The organism is Phycobacter sedimenti, from assembly GCF_038148855.1.
GTDB classification, from domain to species: domain Bacteria; phylum Pseudomonadota; class Alphaproteobacteria; order Rhodobacterales; family Rhodobacteraceae; genus Phycobacter; species Phycobacter sedimenti.
The window spans coordinates 38,516-55,103 of record NZ_JBBVGR010000010.1 but is presented as its reverse complement, the minus strand read 5'-3'; the positions used below and the strand labels follow the sequence as shown (position 1 = coordinate 55,103).

At 62.5% G+C, this 16,588-nt stretch carries 15 protein-coding genes; 7 read left to right on the top strand and 8 right to left on the bottom strand.

The window, feature by feature from the left end:
• Positions 1-77: 77 nt before the first annotated feature.
• The 6 genes from AADA15_RS17075 to AADA15_RS17050 all read left to right on the top strand — a co-directional run bounded on the left by AADA15_RS17075 (position 78) and on the right by AADA15_RS17050 (position 6,801).
• Positions 78-956: an RNA polymerase factor sigma-32 gene (locus AADA15_RS17075; RefSeq protein WP_341642770.1), complete on the top strand. Its 879-nt coding sequence runs from the start codon at positions 78-80 to the stop codon at positions 954-956.
• Positions 953-1,816, top strand: coding sequence for a ChaN family lipoprotein (locus tag AADA15_RS17070; RefSeq protein ID WP_341642769.1), 864 nt, complete (start codon positions 953-955; stop codon positions 1,814-1,816). Before AADA15_RS17075 ends, AADA15_RS17070 begins: the two co-directional genes overlap by 4 nt.
• Before the next feature lie 85 nt (positions 1,817-1,901).
• A complete protein-coding gene (gene coaBC, locus AADA15_RS17065) occupies positions 1,902-3,098 on the top strand; it encodes a bifunctional phosphopantothenoylcysteine decarboxylase/phosphopantothenate--cysteine ligase CoaBC (protein ID WP_341642768.1) in 1,197 nt (398 codons plus the stop codon).
• Between the two features lie 47 nt (positions 3,099-3,145).
• Positions 3,146-3,601, top strand: coding sequence for a dUTP diphosphatase (gene dut, locus AADA15_RS17060; protein WP_341642767.1), 456 nt, complete (start codon positions 3,146-3,148; stop codon positions 3,599-3,601).
• Positions 3,601-4,665: a HesA/MoeB/ThiF family protein gene (locus tag AADA15_RS17055; RefSeq protein WP_341642766.1), complete on the top strand. Its 1,065-nt coding sequence runs from the start codon at positions 3,601-3,603 to the stop codon at positions 4,663-4,665. Before dut ends, AADA15_RS17055 begins: the two co-directional genes overlap by 1 nt.
• Before the next feature lie 120 nt (positions 4,666-4,785).
• Positions 4,786-6,801: a M3 family metallopeptidase gene (locus AADA15_RS17050; protein ID WP_341642765.1), complete on the top strand. Its 2,016-nt coding sequence runs from the start codon at positions 4,786-4,788 to the stop codon at positions 6,799-6,801.
• 36 nt (positions 6,802-6,837) lie between these two features.
• Here AADA15_RS17050 and AADA15_RS17045 read toward each other — a convergent pair whose 3' ends face one another.
• The 7 genes from AADA15_RS17045 to AADA15_RS17015 are packed head-to-tail and all read right to left on the bottom strand — an operon-like array spanning position 6,838 to position 13,851.
• Complete coding sequence (locus AADA15_RS17045; RefSeq protein WP_341642764.1) at positions 6,838-7,764, bottom strand: 2-hydroxyacid dehydrogenase; 927 nt, start codon at positions 7,762-7,764, stop codon at positions 6,838-6,840.
• Positions 7,761-8,171, bottom strand: a complete 411-nt coding sequence (locus AADA15_RS17040) for a VOC family protein (RefSeq protein ID WP_341642763.1) — start codon at positions 8,169-8,171, stop codon at positions 7,761-7,763. The genes AADA15_RS17045 and AADA15_RS17040 overlap by 4 nt, the downstream gene beginning before the upstream one ends.
• A gap of 30 nt (positions 8,172-8,201) precedes the next feature.
• Positions 8,202-9,341 carry a rod shape-determining protein RodA gene (gene rodA, locus AADA15_RS17035; protein WP_341642762.1) on the bottom strand — a complete coding sequence of 380 codons (1,140 nt, stop codon included), beginning with the start codon at positions 9,339-9,341 and terminating at the stop codon, positions 8,202-8,204.
• Positions 9,338-11,284, bottom strand: coding sequence for a penicillin-binding protein 2 (gene mrdA / locus AADA15_RS17030; protein WP_341642761.1), 1,947 nt, complete (start codon positions 11,282-11,284; stop codon positions 9,338-9,340). The genes rodA and mrdA overlap by 4 nt, the downstream gene beginning before the upstream one ends.
• Positions 11,284-11,820, bottom strand: coding sequence for a rod shape-determining protein MreD (locus AADA15_RS17025; RefSeq protein ID WP_341642760.1), 537 nt, complete (start codon positions 11,818-11,820; stop codon positions 11,284-11,286). Before AADA15_RS17025 ends, mrdA begins: the two co-directional genes overlap by 1 nt.
• Positions 11,813-12,754 (bottom strand): rod shape-determining protein MreC, encoded by a 942-nt coding sequence (gene mreC, locus AADA15_RS17020; protein WP_341642759.1) that lies wholly within the window; start codon positions 12,752-12,754, stop codon positions 11,813-11,815. The genes AADA15_RS17025 and mreC overlap by 8 nt, the downstream gene beginning before the upstream one ends.
• A 50-nt stretch (positions 12,755-12,804) precedes the next feature.
• The gene (locus tag AADA15_RS17015; protein WP_192965834.1) at positions 12,805-13,851 is read right to left on the bottom strand and encodes a rod shape-determining protein; all 1,047 of its coding nucleotides are present in this window, start codon (positions 13,849-13,851) and stop codon (positions 12,805-12,807) included.
• A gap of 216 nt (positions 13,852-14,067) precedes the next feature.
• Here AADA15_RS17015 and AADA15_RS17010 point away from each other — a divergent pair, with 216 nt between their 5' ends.
• Positions 14,068-14,862 (top strand): 23S rRNA (adenine(2030)-N(6))-methyltransferase RlmJ, encoded by a 795-nt coding sequence (locus AADA15_RS17010; RefSeq protein ID WP_341642758.1) that lies wholly within the window; start codon positions 14,068-14,070, stop codon positions 14,860-14,862.
• A 111-nt stretch (positions 14,863-14,973) separates the two neighbouring features.
• Here the strand turns inward: AADA15_RS17010 and AADA15_RS17005 are convergent, their stop codons facing one another.
• Complete coding sequence (locus AADA15_RS17005) at positions 14,974-16,548, bottom strand: 2-isopropylmalate synthase (RefSeq protein WP_341642757.1); 1,575 nt, start codon at positions 16,546-16,548, stop codon at positions 14,974-14,976.
• Positions 16,549-16,588 lie beyond the last annotated feature (40 nt).

Below are 16,588 nucleotides of genomic sequence, written 5' to 3'. Positions count from 1 at the left end.
AAAGAAATTTTAAGACCAGGTGATCCAATCGCGCTGCGGCTGCGTAATACCATCAAATGAGTTTCGAGGGGAGTATCATGGCACTTGACGCGACCACTGAAAACCCGCTGCCACGGCAGGCGATGAAAGCCGAGCTGCTGGATGCTGAAACCGAGTTGAAACTGGCCTACGCCTGGCGGGACCAGCGGGACGAGCAAGCGCTCCATCGCCTGATCCACGCCTACATGCGTCTGGCGATCTCGATGGCGGCCAAGTTCAAACGTTACGGCGCGCCGATGAATGATCTCATTCAGGAGGCCGGTGTGGGCCTGATGAAGGCCGCCGACAAATTCGATCCCGATCGCGGCGTGCGGTTTTCCACCTATGCGGTCTGGTGGATCAAGGCGTCGATTCAGGACTATGTCATGCGAAACTGGTCGATGGTGCGCACCGGATCCACCTCGTCCCAGAAATCGCTGTTTTTCAACATGCGGCGGGTGCAGGCTCAGCTGGAGCGAGAGGCCAGCGCCGCGGGGGTCGAGCTGGACAAGCACCAGCTCAACCAGCAGATCGCAGCAGAGATCGGCGTGCCCCTGCGCGATGTGGAGATGATGGATGGCCGCTTGTCTGGGTCCGACTTCTCTTTGAACGCGGTGCAGTCCTCTGACGATGAGGGGCGCGAGTGGATCGAAGCGTTGGAAGACGACAGCGCCCAGGCCGCTGAACTGGTCGAAGCCGAGCATGACCGCCGTCAGCTTCGTGCCTGGCTCGTGCAGGCCCTCCAGGCCCTCAACGAACGCGAACGCTTCATCATCACCGAGCGCAAGCTGCGCGAAGAACCGCGCACCCTCGAAAGCCTCGGCCTTGAGCTGAACCTGTCGAAAGAGCGTGTGCGCCAGCTGGAGGCCGCCGCGTTCCAGAAAATGCGAAAGACCCTTGAAGGCTGCTCGCGGGAGGTGCACAACTTCCTCTCATGAGAAAGTCGATTCTTTTTGTCGGGAAGGCGGCCGCAGTGAGTGCTGCGGTCGCCCTTTTGTTGACCGGCGGAGCGGCGTCTGTCCGGGCCGGGTCCGCGCCTGCATTTGTCGCCTCTGCAGAAGCGGCATCGTCCCTGCTGCGGGATGCAGATGTCGTTATTCTTGGTGAAGTGCATGACAATGCGGCCCACCATCTGAACCAGGCCGAGATCCTGCTTCAGATTGCCCCCCGTGCCGTTGTCTGGGAGATGATCACGCAGGAACAGGCGGATGGGCTTACGCCTGATATGATGGGCAGCGCTGATGTCACGGCCAAGGCTCTTGACTGGGCAGAGTCTGGCTGGCCTGCGTTCGACCTATACGCTCCGGTCTTTGAGGCGGCGGCTCCGGCCCGTCAATACGGCGCGTTGGTGCCTCGGGCCGAGGCCCGATCGGCGCTGGAGCAGGGGGTGGCCAGCTACTTTGGTGCGCGGGCTCCGGAGTTCGGGCTGGACAAGCCCTTGCCCGAGGCCGAGCAATCGGCGCGTGAGGCAGACCAGATGGCCAATCACTGCAATGCCATGCCCGAAGAGATGTTGCCCGTTCTGGTGGATTTCCAGCGTTTGCGCGATGCCGCCCTTGCTGCGGCCACAGATCGGGCGCTGAGCGACACAGGCGGGCCGGTGGTGGTCATCACCGGCAATGGCCATGCGCGGCTGGATCGGGGACTGGCTGTCTATCTCAGTGCAGCGCGTCTCGGCGCGAAGGTTCTGAGCCTCGGCCAAAGCGAGGGGGGAGCGATCAGCGGCACGTTTGACGTTCTGCTCGACAGCCCTGCGGCAGAGCGCCCGGACCCCTGTCTGGTGTTCAAGAAAGGCTGAGCCGAAAACCGTTTCACACTTGGTGCCGCGCGCAGTAAGGTCGGCGCCACAAGAGAACTCCCAAGGACGGGCGGAGACGGTTAATATGCTGGCTGGCAAACATATTCTACTGATCATCGGCGGTGGCATCGCCGCCTACAAGGCCCTGGAACTGATCCGCCGCCTGCAGGATCAGGGCGCAAGCGTGGCTCCGGTTCTGACCCGCGCAGGGGAGGAATTCGTGACCCCTCTGTCCGTGTCGGCTCTGGCGGGCGCGCCCGTGCACCGCGATCTGTTCGATCTGACGTCAGAGGCCGAAATGGGCCATATCCAGCTATCGCGCAGCGCCGATCTGGTGGTTGTGGCCCCCGCCACGGCTGATCTGATGGCAAAAATGGCGCAGGGGCTGGCGAATGATCTGGCCTCGACCCTGTTGCTTGCAACCGACACGCCGGTGCTGATCGCGCCCGCGATGAACGTTCGCATGTGGGAACATCCCGCGACGCAGCGCAATATCGACGTGCTGAAAGGGGATGGCATCCGCTTTGTCGGCCCCAATGAAGGCGGCATGGCCTGCGGTGAGTTCGGCCCCGGACGGATGGCCGAGCCGGACGAGATTGTCGCCGCCATTGCCGCGCAGTTTCGGAAAGGCTCCCTGACCGGCAAGCGTATCGTGGTGACCTCCGGTCCCACGCATGAGCCGATTGATCCGGTGCGATACATCGCCAACCGCTCTTCCGGTGCGCAAGGGACGGCGGTGGCCCGTGCTCTGAGCGCGTTGGGAGCGGAAGTGGTGTTCATCACGGGCCCGGCAACGGTCCGGCCCCCCGAAGGTGTTGAGGTCGTGCCGGTGGAAAGCGCGCTTGAAATGCAAGCCGCGGTCGAGGCCGCCCTGCCGGCCGATGCCGCGGTTTTTGCGGCGGCGGTTGCGGATTGGCGGGTGGAAAGCGCCTCGGACCGCAAACTCAAGAAAACGAAGGACGGGCTGCCCGCGCTGGAGTTCGCCGAGAACCCCGACATCCTCAAGACCGTATCGCACATGGAAAAAGGTCGCCCCGGTCTGGTTGTGGGTTTTGCCGCCGAAACCAATGACGTTTTGGAAAACGCCACTGCGAAACGCCTGCGCAAGGGCTGCGACTGGATTGTGGCCAACGATGTTTCTCCGGCGACTGGCATCATGGGTGGCAGCGAAAACGCTGTGACCCTGATCTCAGAAGATGGGGCCGAGGACTGGCCGCGCATGGGCAAGGATGAGGTGGCGCGCAGGCTGGCCGAGCGGATCGCCTCTGTGCTTGCGGATTGAGCCGGTCCGGGCGTCTGCGTTTCTGAATTTTTCAACAAGGAGCCAACATGGTCACCATCCGCATATGCCGTGATGCGCAGGCAGATCCGGATCTGCCGCTGCCCTCCTATGAGACCGAAGGTGCTGCAGGAGCCGATCTGCGCGCGGATTTGCCGGATCGAACGCCTGTCGTACTGGAGCCGGGCGCCCGCGCCCTTGTTCCTACGGGGCTGCGGGTCGAGATTCCGGATGGCTATGAGATCCAGATCCGCCCGCGCTCTGGCCTGGCGCTGAAACATGGGATCACATTGCCGAATACGCCGGGCACCATCGACAGCGATTATCGCGGGCCTTTGGGGGTGATCATCCTAAATGCGGGGCAGGAACGGTTCGAGATCGCTCATGGCGACCGGATCGCTCAGATGGTGATCGCACCGGTGCTGCAGGCACGGTTTGAGCTGGTGGAGCACCTGAGCGAGACCCGGCGCGGCAGCGGTGGGTTCGGTTCAACAGGGAGAGGGTGATGATCCTGGTTCTGGGCCTTGCGGGGCTGATCTGGTGGGGCGGTAGGCTGATGGGGCTGGCGCGTGGGGTGCGCCTGTCTGTATTGCTTGTGTTGTTTGCCGCTGTTCTGCTCTTGCAACTGACCCTGCCTGAAGGCTCACCCCTGCGTGTGGCCACGGGAGGATCGGCGCAGTCCTGGCTGATCCTTGGCGGTGTCGCCCTTGTGATCGGGGTCTACAGCTGGGCTGTGGCCCATCTGCGCGCCCGCGCCGATGCCGGAACCGAGCAAGAGGAAGCGAACCGCATTTCGGCCAACAAACCGGGGCGGTTTTCGGAAACCGAACTCAACCGTTATGCCCGTCATATCGTTCTGCGTGAACTCGGCGGGCCGGGTCAGAAGAAGCTGAAGAACGCTAAGGTTCTGGTGATCGGCGCAGGGGGGCTGGGCGCGCCCGCGCTGCAATATCTGGCGGCCGCAGGTGTGGGCACCATTGGGGTGATCGACGACGATGTTGTGGAAAACGCCAACCTGCAGCGGCAGGTCATTCACCGCGACGAGGACATCGGCATTCCCAAGGTGTTCTCGGCGCAGCGGGCGATGGAGGCGCAGAACCCCTTTGTCACCGTGCACCCCTATCATCGCCGCCTGACCGAGGAAATCGCAGCCGATCTTTTTGCGGAATACGATATCATCCTTGACGGAACCGACAATTTCGATAGCCGCTACCTGTCCAACCGAACAGCCGTGGCGCTTGGCAAGCCGCTGATCTCTGGGGCACTGTCGCAGTGGGAGGGCCAACTGTCGGTGTTCCAGCCCAAGATGGGCGGTCCCTGCTACCAGTGTATCTTCCCCGAGGCCCCGGCGCCGGGCCTTGCGCCAAGTTGTTCAGAGGCCGGCGTGATCGGCCCCCTTCCGGGCGTAGTGGGGGCGATGATGGCGGTCGAGGCAATCAAGGAGATCACCGGCGCCGGTGAAGTACTGCGCGGCTCCATGCTGATCTATGATGCGCTTTACGGAGAGAGCCGCCGGATTGGCTTGAAGCCGCGCGCGGAGTGCCCGGTCTGCGCGGCCAGCAAGAGTTGATTGCGCTGGAATCGACCGGTTTTCCGCGCTTTTGATTGAATGATCCGGGGGATTGTGCCCGCGTCCTCTGGACGCTGGCGGGGCGCAGGCATAGCTTCTCTTTCAAAGGAGGCTTTGCCTATGACCAACCCGCTTTTGTCCCTCTGGGACACCCCTTTTGGACTTGCGCCATTCGACAGCATTTCCGACGAGGATTTTGCCCCCGCCCTGGAGGAGGCGCTTGTCGCACACAAGGCCCAGATCGAGGCCATTGCCACGAACCCTGATGCACCGAGCTTTGCCAATGTGATTGAGGCACTGGAGACCCCCTGTCGCCCGCTGGAACAGGTTTTGTCGGTTTTCTACGCAGTTGCGGGTGCTGACAGTAACCCCAAGCGGGAAGAGTTGCAGCGGGCGTTTTCTCCGAAGCTGGCCGCGCATTTCTCGGCCATCACGGCGAACAAGGCGCTTTATGCGCGCGTCAAGGCGGTCTGGGACCAGCGCGAGGCTCTTGACCTGACGGAGGAGCAGCAGCGGGTATTGATGCTGACCCACCGAGGCTTCGTGCGGGGTGGCGCAGCGCTTGAAGGCGCTGAGGATGCCCGCATGCAAGAGATCAAGGGACGTCTGGCCACTCTTGGCACCGAGTTCACCCAGAACCTTTTGGCGGATGAGCGCGACTGGTTCATGGAACTTTCCGAGGATGATCTGGAAGGTCTGCCCGATTTCGCCGTCGCCGCCGCCCGCGCCGCGGGTGAAGAAAAGGGCGCAAACGGGCCGGTTGTCACCACCTCCCGGTCTATCATCACGCCGTTTCTGAAGTTCTCCCCGCGCCGCGATCTGCGTGAAAAGGCGTTTCAGGCCTGGGCGGCGCGCGGTGCCAATGGCGGCAAGACCGACAACCGGGAAATCGCGGCCGAAATTCTGAAACTGCGGGAAGAACGGGCCAAGCTGCTCGGCTATGAGAATTTCGCGGCCTATAAGCTGGAAACCGAAATGGCCAAGACGCCGGATGCCGTTCGGGGCCTTTTGATGGATGTCTGGGGCCCGGCCAAAGCGCGCGCCGATGAAGATGCGATGGTGCTGACCGAGATGATGCAGGCCGATGGGATCAATGGCGACCTGGAGCCCTGGGACTGGCACTACTATTCCGAAAAACGCCGCAAGATCGAACATGACCTCGATGAGGCGGAACTGAAACCCTACTTGCAACTCGACAGGATGATCGAGGCGTCATTCGCCTGCGCAAACCGGCTGTTCGGGCTGGAGTTCGCGCCGCTGGATATCCCGCTTTATCACCCTGATTGCCGCGCTTGGGAGGTGACCCGGAACGGCGAGCATGTGGCGGTCTTCATCGGCGATTACTTCGCGCGCGGATCGAAACGTTCGGGCGCCTGGTGTTCGGCCATGCGCAGCCAGGCGAAGTTCCCGGAAAAACAGGCCCCTGTGGTGATCAATGTCTGCAACTTCGCCAAGGGCGATCCGGCGCTTTTGTCTTATGACGATGCGCGTACCCTGTTCCACGAGTTCGGCCATGCGCTGCACCAGATGCTGTCGGATGTGACCTACGAGAGCATTTCCGGCACCTCGGTTGCACGCGATTTTGTGGAACTGCCCTCGCAGCTATACGAACACTGGCTGGAAGTCCCAGAAGTGCTGAGCGAATTCGCCACCCATGCGGAAACCGGCGAGGCGATGCCGAAGGCAATGCTGGATAAGGTTCTGGGCGCGGCCACCTACGATATGGGCTTTCAAACCGTGGAATATGTTGCCTCGGCGCTGGTCGATCTGGCCTTCCACGATGGCGCGGCCCCCGCCGATCCGATGGCAAAGCAGGCCGAGGTTCTGGCGGAAATCGGCCTGCCCCATGCAATCACCATGCGCCATGCGACGCCCCATTTCGCGCATGTCTTTTCGGGTGATGGCTACAGCTCGGGCTATTACAGCTACATGTGGTCCGAGGTGATGGACGCCGATGCCTTTGCCGCCTTTGAAGAGGCAGGCGGGGCCTTTGATGCCGCGCGGGCCAAGGCGCTGGAGGAGCATATCCTGTCCTCGGGCGGCTCCAAGGATCCGGCAGAACTGTACACTGCTTTCCGGGGGCGATTGCCCGGAGTGGACGCGCTGCTAAAAGGGCGCGGTCTGGCCGCCAAGTAAAGTGATTGCGCCGGGGTATTCTCCGGCGCAACTCGTTCAGTACCCGAGATCGCGATTGACGAGGTGAAGGAAAGGTTCCCCCGCCTCGCCGCGACGGATATTCTCGGCAATCACCTCGGAGGCTGTGCTGGCGCGGGTTTCCGCAGCGATATGGGGCGTGACGGTCACATTCGGATGCGCCCAATAGGGATCATCTGCGGGCAGGGGCTCCACCCGGAAGACATCCAGCGTGGCATGGCCCACCTGCCCGCTGTCGAGTGCGGCCAGAAGCGCGGCATCGTCGATCAGGGGGCCACGGCCCGGATTTATGATCCGCGCGCCTTTGGGCAGCAGGGAGAGTGTCTCTGCATTCAGGATATTCGTTGTCGCGGGTGTATCCGGCAAGAGGAGTATGACGATCTCTGCCGTTGACAGGGCCTGTTTCAAACCCTCATCGCCATGGAGGCAGGTGATCCCGTCAATCTCCTTCGGGGAACGCGACCAGCCGGTGACCGGAAATCCGATGCGGGCGAGGCTTTGCGCACAGGCGCTCCCCAAAGCGCCAAGGCCCAGCATGGTAACAGGGCGCCCAAAGGCCAGGGGCGGCACCACAGGCTCCCACCGGTCCTGCACTGTGATCGAACGGTCGATATCCAGGTGATAGCGCATCACATGGCCGGTCACCCATTCCACCATGCCTGCGGTCAGGCCGGGATCCACCATGCGGCAGAGCGGCATGGTCAGGGTCTGATTGCCGACGATCTTTTCCACCCCGGCCCAGAGGTTCAGCACCGCCTTGCAGCGGGTGTAGGGCGTGAAGTCCTGAAGGTCGGAATTGGGCGCATAGACCACGTAGTCCACCTGATCCGAGGCGTGGTCGAGCCGCATGTCCACCTCCAGTCCGGCCTTGGCAAAGGCGTGTTTGAGTGGATCGCGGTAGGTCTCCCAACGGGCGGGCAGGGCGGCAAACTGGACGTTGATCATGTGGCGAATACTCCTGCCATGTCACGAAAGCCCTTGATCTCGATCGGGTTGCCTGCGGGATCATGGAAGAACATGGTGCTTTGCTCCCCCGGCTCGCCTTCAAAGCGGGTGGTCGGGGCGATGGTGAACGCGATGCCCTCTGCCAGCAGCCGGTCCGCCAGCGCGCGCCATTCCTCCTGCGGCAGGATCACGCCAAGATGGGGCATCGGCACCATGTGATCGCCCACCTTGCCGGTGTTGGCGGTGGCAAAGACCGGGCCCAGATGGAGTGAGATCTGGTGTCCGAAGAAATTGAAATCGACCCAGGTGTCCGTGCTGCGCCCTTCCTGACAGCCCAGAAGAGTGCCGTAAAAGGCGCGGGCGCGCTCCAGATCGTCAACATGATAGGCGAGGTGGAAGATGCTCATGAAGAAAAGTCCTGTGGTTGGGAATGGCGCTTAACGCGGGCGGTGAATATTTGCACTTTGCACGAGGCCAAAGGCGGCCAGCAGCACCAGCATGGCCGATCCACCGTAAGAGACCAAGGGCAAGGGAACGCCCACGACCGGTGCCAGCCCCATGACCATCGACATGTTCACCGCGAAGAACAGGAAGAAGGTGATCGCGATGCCCAAGGTGACAAGAGAGGAGAACCGGTCCCGCGCCGCAAGGGCGGTGGCGACGCAGAAAACGATGATCAGCACGTAGATGCCGAGAAGGGTAAAGCCGCCGATGAAACCGAACTCCTCGGCCAGGGTGGTGAAGATGAAATCGGTGTGCTTTTCCGGCAGGAAGTTCAGCCGCGATTGGGTTCCTTGCATGAACCCGCGCCCGGACCAGCCGCCCGACCCCAGCGCGATCTTGGACTGGGTGATGTGATAGCCCGCGCCCAGGGGATCTTGCGACGGATCAAGGAATGTGTCGATGCGGCGGAACTGATAGTCCTTGATCAGTTGCCAGTCGGTGCCCCGGCTTTGAAAGACGGCCGTGACCAGCCCAACGGCGGCGGCGATGACGGCCGCGAAATAGGCCCAATGCACGCCCGCAAGAAACATCACCCCGCCGCCTGCCGCCATCAGCAGGATCGAGGTTCCAAGGTCGGGCTGCTTGAGCACGAGAAAGGTCGGGATCAGGATCATCAGGACCGGCACCAGCACCCAGAAGGGGCGAGAAGTCTTTTCGGCCGGCAGCCAGTCGTAATAGGCGGCAAGAAGCATCACCAAGGTGATTTTCATCAGCTCGGACGGCTGCAGGCGCATAAAGCCGAGATCGATCCAGCGCTGCGCCCCCATGCCGACGGTCCCAAAGAATTCGACTGCAAGGAGCAGGACAAGCGAGACGAGGTAGGCGAGGGCGGAAATGTTGCGCCAGAACCAGATCGGCACGATGGCCACCACGAGCATCACGGCCATGCCAAGGGCAAAGCGTTTGGCCTGAGGTTCGGCCCAGGGCGAAAAGGACCCTCCGGCCACCGAATAGAGCATCAGAAATCCCACACCCGCGACCGAGGCCAAAAGCAGCGTCAGCGGCCAGTTCAGGTACAGTATCTTGCGCAGGCCCGTCGGAACCGATTTGGCGTGGTGTTCAAGATAGCTCATGCCCGGTCACTGCCTCCTGCGTCTTCGCGCTTCAGGCGCTCACGCTCCAGTCGCTCCTGCTGTGCCTTGATGCGGTTGCGGTCTGCCTTCGGGTAGGCCGAAAGTGGCGGGGTGCCGCCATACAGCGCCTGCAACAGGACGTCACGCGCGATCGGCGCCGCCGCGGTGGACCCCCCTCCGCCATGTTCGACAACCACCGAAACGGCGAAGCGCGGGTTGTCAAAGGGCGCATAGGCCACATAGAGCGCATGATCCCGTCGCTCCCATGGCAGGTCCTCGTTGCGGATAACGCCTGCCGCGCGTTCGGCTGCGGTGATGTTGCGGACCTGGCTGGTGCCGCTTTTCCCGGCCATGCGCATGTCTTCGGCGATGATGCGCGAGCGATACCCGGTGCCGCGCCGGTCGTTGCTGACCGAAAACATGCCACGCCGCACCGTGCGCAGGTTGTTTTCATTGAGGCCGAGCGCTTCGGGCTCTGCGCTCGGCTGTTCGATCCCATCGATGGATTTCAAAAGCCTTGGCGTTATGTCACGTCCCGATGCGATACGGGCCGTCATCACTGCCAGCTGCATGGGAGAGGCGAGCATGTAGCCCTGCCCGATAGAAGCGTTTGCCGTGTCCCCGATCAGCCAGTCCTGCCCATGTACCCGCTGTTTCCAGTCGCGGTTCGGGGCCAGCCCGCTGGCCACTGCCGACATTGGCAGATCGTGGCGCACCCCAAGACCAAGCCGGTTTGCCATCGCCGATATCTTGTCGATTCCCACCTTCAGGGCAAGGTCGTAATAGTAAACATCGCAGGACTGCTTCAGAGAGGCGTTGAGGTCCACATGACCATGACCTGCCCGTTTCCAGCAGTGGAACCTGCGTCCCGAGACCTCCAGATATCCCGGGCAATAAACGGTCTCATCGGTGCCGATCAGCCCCTCTTCGAGGGCGGCCAGGGCCGTGACCATCTTGAAGGTCGATCCGGGCGGATAGGTGCCCTGAACCGCCTTGTTCGCCAAGGGACGAAAGGGATCTTCGGTCAGCATGCGATAATCCGCCACCGAGATGCCGCGCACAAAAAGGTTCGGATCAAAACTGGGCGAAGAGGCAATCGCGTGGATATCGCCATCCCGGCAGTCAATGATCACGGCGGCGGCGCTTTCGCCGCCAAGGCGGGCCTGAACATAGCTTTGCAATTCGGCGTCGACGGTCAACTGCATGTCGGCGCCGGGTTCCCCTTCGCGCCGGTCCAGTTCGCGCATGACGCGACCAGTGGCGTTCACCTCGACCCGTTTGGCGCCTGCCTTGCCGCGAAGCGCGTCCTCGCGTTTGGACTCAAAACCGACCTTTCCGATTTGAAAACGGGGAATACGCAGTATGGGTTCCGGTGTCTCCAATTTGCTCAGGTCGTAGTCCGAGACCGGCCCGACATAGCCAACCACATGGGCAAGCGCATGTGCCTGCGGGTAGACCCGCGTCAGGCCCACCTCTGGCGTGATGCCCGGCAGGGCAGGGGCGTTGACCGCCACTTTCGATATATCCTCCCAGCCGATCTGATCCGCCAGGGTCACCGGCAGGAATGGCGGCGAGCGGCGCATTTCGGTGAGGGCGCGCTCCACGTCCTCCGGCGCAAGCGGAATCAGCCGTGAAAGCTTGGCGATAACCTCTCCGACGTCGCCAGCGTCTTCGGGCACGATGATGATGCGGTAGGAGGGCGAGTTCTGCGCCAGCACGATGCCGTTGCGGTCAAAGATTTCGCCGCGCGCGGGCGGCAGCAGGCGAATGTTGATGCGGTTTTCTTCGGCCAGAAGGCGGAACTGATCGGCCTGATCCACCTGCAGATACCGCATGCGCGCCGCCAGCCCGCCTGCAAAGGCCAGTTGCATCCCGCCCAGCAACAAGGCGCGGCGGGTCAGCTTGCGATGGGTGAATTCCAGCTCTTTGGGATTGCGTCTCATCAGCGGCTCCCCAGAACTTCGGCTTCGGCCGGGGAGAGTTTGCGCACGCCCAAAAGGGTCTGGCTCAGCACGACGACCAGCGGATAGGCGGCGATGGTCAATACCGCCTGAATAAGCGTGAGCCCAAGGGGGGCCTGAGCCACCGCAAGAATGGCAAGGATGGCCCGGTTCAATATGACGATACCGCAAATCACGACGGCGACGGCCAGCCATTCGGCGGCAAACGCGGTTTCGCGATGCGGCATCACACGCGACTTCAGAAATTCGCAGCCCAATACCACCAGCATCGCAAACAAACCGGGGGGACGCTGGAACATCATGTCCGCCACCAGCATGGTCGCGCCTATCAGGACTGCAGGCACAAAATCTGGGCGCCGCAGAGACCAGGCCAGGGCCAGGGCCAGCAACAGATCAGGCGGTGCCCAGCGGCTGGGCAGGGTGTCCAGCGGCAAAAGATGAAAGAACATCAGGATCAGCGCCAGCACAGGGAAAGCCAAGCGCATCATCCAGATCCGGCCCGGAGAGGTGCTAGCCATTGCCACCTCCACCGGATGTGGACAGGGATTGCGGCCCCAGGCCATCGGGGCGCTGTGGTGGTGTGGTCGCATCCGGCGCAGGCACCACCAGCGCGCCGGGTTCCTTGATCGCTTCGGATCCCTGATGGCGCAACACGCGCAGGAATTCGAGCCGTTCGTAATCAGCCGAGAGGCGGACGCGTTTGCGTCCGGAGCGGTCTTCTGCGACCTGACCAATCAGCAAGCCCGGCGGAAAGACCGATCCGTCGCCCGAGGTGATCACGCGGTCGCCGGGGCGGATCAGGTCCGGGCTTTCCAGAAAGTCGAGAACGGGCGCTGCTGTATTGTCCCCCGTGACCAGAGCCGTCTGCCCCGAGGGCTGGATGATCGCGGGAACCGCGCTTGCGGCATCGGTCAGCAGAATGACACGGGAGGTATCCTGGCCAGTCCCGGAAATCCGGCCCACCAGCCCGATGCCGTCCATGGCCGCCCAACCATCCTGGATGCCGTCGCGGGCACCGATGTTGAGGATCACCGACTGGCGGAAGGGCGAGCCGCTGTCCGCCAGTACAACGCCTGTGATATAGGTCAGCTTGGGGTCGAGACGCACGTTGTTGAGATCAAGAAGGCGGGCGTTTTCCTGTTCCAGCTGCAGCGCGGCTTCTTTCCAGGCGCGCATCTGGCGCAATTCTGACCGCAACTCTCGGTTCTGCTCGGCCAGCCGTTGATAGCTCTGGAAATCCCGGATCAGGTTGATGGCCCCGGTGACGGGGGCCATGGCCCAATCCATGCTGGGCACCACTGTATCTACCAGCTGCGCGCGGAAGCGTTCAACCCGCGGGCTGTCGATGCGCCAAATCAGAAAGATGGCTGCAAGACACAGGCAGACAAGCCCGATCAGCAGGCGTCGCAGCGGGGCTGAGTAGTCGTCGCGCTGTGAGCGGTCTTTGGCCAAAGGCTTCCTTTCGGGCGCCTGCTCTCTTCAAGGAGAGAGGAAAAGGCGCCTTAGCTGTCGTAGTCAATCGCGTGGCGGAGCTGCTTTTCGAACTCCAGCGCCTTGCCGGTGCCGAGGGCCACGCAGTTGAGGCTTTCGTCGGCAATCGAAACCGCAAGCCCGGTTTGTTCGCGCAGGGCCAGATCAAGATCGCCCAGAAGCGCGCCGCCGCCGGTCAGCATGACGCCCCGGTCGACAATATCTGCCGCCAGGTCCGGCGGGGTGGTTTCCAGCGCGGTCATCACGGAATCGCAGATCTGCTGAACTGGTTCCGCCAGCGCCTCGGCCACCTGGGCCTGGCTGATTTCGATTTCCTTGGGCACACCGTTCAGCAGGTCGCGGCCCCGGATCTGCATGGACTGGCCGCGGCCATCGTCGGGCATGCGGGCGGTGCCGATCGAGGTCTTGATCCGCTCAGCGGTGGATTCCCCGATCAAAAGGTTCTGCTGGCGGCGCAGGTAAGAGATGATCGCCTCGTCCATGCGGTCACCGCCGACGCGGACCGAGCGCGCGTAGACGATATCGCCCAGCGACAGGACAGCCACCTCGGTGGTGCCGCCGCCAATATCGACGACCATGTTACCGGTCGGGTCGGTGATGGGCATGCCCGCGCCAATCGCTGCCGCGATGGGCTCGGCAATGAGGCCCGCGCGCCGTGCCCCGGCCGACAGAACCGATTGGCGAATGGCGCGTTTTTCCACCGGGGTCGCGCCATGGGGCACGCAGACGATGATCTTGGGCTTGGAGAAGGTCGAGCGCTTGTGCACCTTGCGGATGAAGTGCTTGATCATTTCCTCGGCAGTGTCGAAGTCGGCGATGACCCCTTCCCGCATCGGGCGGATCGCTTCGATCGATCCGGGCGTACGGCCCAGCATCAGCTTGGCGTCCTCGCCCACGGCCAGCACCTTTTTGACGCCGTCTTTGACATGGTAGGCCACCACCGACGGCTCGGACAGGATCACGCCACGGCCTTTCACATAGACCAGGGTGTTCGCAGTGCCGAGATCGATGGCCATGTCCGAGGTGAACAGACCGCCTAGATTTCCAAAGAGCGCCATATAAAAGGGATCCTGTAAGTTCTGCCGTTTCGCCTGCGACTCTGCTGCCGCCACGCACTGATGAACTTATAAGCAGCGCAGCGTCGCCGCGAAAGGGCCGAATGCGCACAACTAGCGCCTTTCCGCCTGTGAAACATGGGCCTTGCCCGCAGGTTCGGCGCGCGATGCGCTGCGTTTTGTCTTTCTCTGGGTTTCGAATGAGGATAGTGGCATTTCATGCTGTCGTATCAACATATCTACCACGCCGGAAACCTGGCTGATGTTCAGAAACACGCGCTTCTGGCCTGGATGCTGGCCTATCTGGCGCGCAAGGACAAACCGCTCAGTTACATCGAAACCCATGCGGGGCGCGGTCTTTACGAGTTGCAGGCCCCCGAAGCCCTGAAAACCGGAGAGGCTGAGGCAGGGATCACGAAGGTGCTGGGGGCCGCCGCGCTGCCCGGAGAGCACCCGCTCAGCCGCGCGATCGCTGACTGCCGTGCGCGGTTTGGCGCCACGAGCTACCCTGGCTCGCCCCTGGTGGCGGCCTCGCTGCTGCGCGCGCAGGACAGCCTGCATTTCGCCGAGCTGCACCCGCAGGAATGCGCTGCCCTGCGGCAGGCCCTAAAGCCGTGGCGGGCCAAGGTGCACCAGCAGGATGGGTTTGAACTGGCCTTGTCGCTGGCGCCGCCGACGCCGCGCCGGGGGCTGCTGCTGATCGATCCGTCTTACGAGGTGAAATCCGATTACGCCCGCATTCCCGGCATCATCGCTAAGCTGCACCGCAAGTGGAACGTGGGTGTTATTGCGCTTTGGTACCCGATCCTGACAGATGGGGCGCATGAGAAGATGCTGGCGGCGCTGGAGGCGCAGGACCTGCCGGATGCCCTGCGGCACGAGGTGCGTTTCCCGCCCGCGCGCGCGGGGCACCGAATGGTTGGGTCGGGGATGTTTGTGGTGAATGCGCCTTTTGGCGCCGAAGAGGAAGCCTTGCGCATCACTGCACTGTTCGAAGAGCTGAACAAGGGGTGATCCCCGGTATTGGCGGGGGCCTCCCGCCCCCTTTGCCGACCATCCAAGATGGTCGAAAAGGCGTTGGGCCCGGCGCCGCGCCTACGGCACGGCGCCGGATCATTTCGACGCTCAGGTCGCGTCCTTGTAGGATATCTCACGCGCATCGGCACCCTCGCCGACTTTGCCGCGGCGCACGATCAGGCGGTTGAGCGCGTTGATATAGGCCTTGGCCGAGGCCACGACCGTGTCGGTATTGGCCGACTGGCCGGTGGCGATATTGCCGTCTTCCTCAAGCCGGACGGACACGGTTGCCTGAGCATCGGTGCCTTCGGTCACCGCGTGCACCTGGTAGAGCTGCAGATGAGCGGAATTCGGATAGAGCTTTCGCACGGCTTTGAAGGTTGCATCGACCGGCCCGTCTCCCTCGGCTGTGGCGCTGACGTCCTTGCCGTCGATCTCCATCTCGAGGGTGGCTTCTGCCGGGCCACCGGTGCCGCAGATCACCTTCATCGACACAAGCTGCAGATAGTCGTTCTCCGCATCCTCGCCCGAGCGCATCAGCGCCACGATATCGTCGTCGAAGACTTCTTTCTTGCGGTCGGCCAGCTCCTTGAAGCGGACGAAGATGTCTTTCAGCTGGTTGTCGCCGACCTCATAGCCCAGCTGGCCCAGCTTGTCGCGCAGGGCGGCGCGGCCCGAGTGCTTGCCCAAGGGCAAAGAGGTGCCCGACAGGCCCACGTCCTCGGGGCGCATGATCTCGAAGGTTTCCTTGTTCTTCAGCATCCCGTCCTGGTGGATACCGCTTTCATGGGCAAAGGCGTTCTTGCCGACGATCGCCTTGTTGAACTGCACCGGAAAGCCCGACACGGTGGAGACCCGGCGGGAGATATGCATGATCTTGGTGGTGTCGATCTGCGTGTGCCAGGGCATGATGTCGTTGCGTACCTTCAGGGCCATCACGACCTCTTCCAGCGCGGTATTGCCGGCCCGTTCACCCAGACCGTTGATGGTGCATTCGATCTGGCGTGCGCCGCCCTGCACGGCGGCCAGGGCGTTGGCGGTCGCCATGCCGAGGTCGTTGTGGCAGTGGGTGGCAAAGATCACCTCATCCGCGCCGGGTACGGTCTCGATCAGGCGGCGGATCAGGTCAGCCGACTCGACCGGGGCGGTATAGCCGACGGTATCGGGGATGTTGATGGTGGTGGCACCGGCCTTGATCGCGATCTCGATCACGCGGCAGAGATAATCCCACTCGGTGCGTGTCGCATCCATCGGGGACCATTGCACATCCTCAACCAGATTGCGCGCATGGGTGACGGTGTCGTGGATGCGCTCGGCCATCTCGTCCATGCTGAGGTTCGGAATGGCGCGGTGCAGCGGCGAGGTGCCGATGAAGGTGTGGATGCGAGGCTTTGCCGCCTTTCGGACGGCCTCGGCGCAGCGGTCGATGTCCTTGAAATTGGCACGCGCCAGCCCGCAGATCACGGAATTCTTGGAGCGCTCGGCAATCTCGCTTACCGCCTTGAAATCGCCTTCCGACGCGATGGGGAAACCGGCTTCGATAATGTCGACGCCCATCTCATCCAAAAGCCCGGCAATCTCGAGCTTTTCATCATGGGTCATGGTGGCGCCGGGGCTTTGCTCGCCATCGCGCAGGGTGGTGTCAAAGATCAATACGCGATCTTTTTCGAGTGCGTTCGTCATGTCGGTAGCTTTCTTAAAACTCTGTCCTGGATCCATTCGA

What these genes read in the sequence shown, in the direction of transcription:
- AADA15_RS17010 (WP_341642758.1), top strand. Translation starts at nt 14,068, where the DNA reads ATGCTGTCGTATCAACATATCTACCACGCCGGAAACCTGGCTGATGTT.
- AADA15_RS17005 (WP_341642757.1), bottom strand. Translation starts at nt 16,548, where the DNA reads ATGACGAACGCACTCGAAAAAGATCGCGTATTGATCTTTGACACCACC.
- AADA15_RS17015 (WP_192965834.1), bottom strand. Translation starts at nt 13,851, where the DNA reads ATGGCGCTCTTTGGAAATCTAGGCGGTCTGTTCACCTCGGACATGGCC.
- AADA15_RS17055 (WP_341642766.1), top strand. Translation starts at nt 3,601, where the DNA reads ATGATCCTGGTTCTGGGCCTTGCGGGGCTGATCTGGTGGGGCGGTAGG.
- AADA15_RS17070 (WP_341642769.1), top strand. Translation starts at nt 953, where the DNA reads ATGAGAAAGTCGATTCTTTTTGTCGGGAAGGCGGCCGCAGTGAGTGCT.
- coaBC (WP_341642768.1), top strand. Translation starts at nt 1,902, where the DNA reads ATGCTGGCTGGCAAACATATTCTACTGATCATCGGCGGTGGCATCGCC.
- rodA (WP_341642762.1), bottom strand. Translation starts at nt 9,341, where the DNA reads ATGAGCTATCTTGAACACCACGCCAAATCGGTTCCGACGGGCCTGCGC.
- AADA15_RS17025 (WP_341642760.1), bottom strand. Translation starts at nt 11,820, where the DNA reads ATGGCTAGCACCTCTCCGGGCCGGATCTGGATGATGCGCTTGGCTTTC.
- mrdA (WP_341642761.1), bottom strand. Translation starts at nt 11,284, where the DNA reads ATGAGACGCAATCCCAAAGAGCTGGAATTCACCCATCGCAAGCTGACC.
- AADA15_RS17075 (WP_341642770.1), top strand. Translation starts at nt 78, where the DNA reads ATGGCACTTGACGCGACCACTGAAAACCCGCTGCCACGGCAGGCGATG.
- AADA15_RS17050 (WP_341642765.1), top strand. Translation starts at nt 4,786, where the DNA reads ATGACCAACCCGCTTTTGTCCCTCTGGGACACCCCTTTTGGACTTGCG.
- AADA15_RS17045 (WP_341642764.1), bottom strand. Translation starts at nt 7,764, where the DNA reads ATGATCAACGTCCAGTTTGCCGCCCTGCCCGCCCGTTGGGAGACCTAC.
- AADA15_RS17040 (WP_341642763.1), bottom strand. Translation starts at nt 8,171, where the DNA reads ATGAGCATCTTCCACCTCGCCTATCATGTTGACGATCTGGAGCGCGCC.
- dut (WP_341642767.1), top strand. Translation starts at nt 3,146, where the DNA reads ATGGTCACCATCCGCATATGCCGTGATGCGCAGGCAGATCCGGATCTG.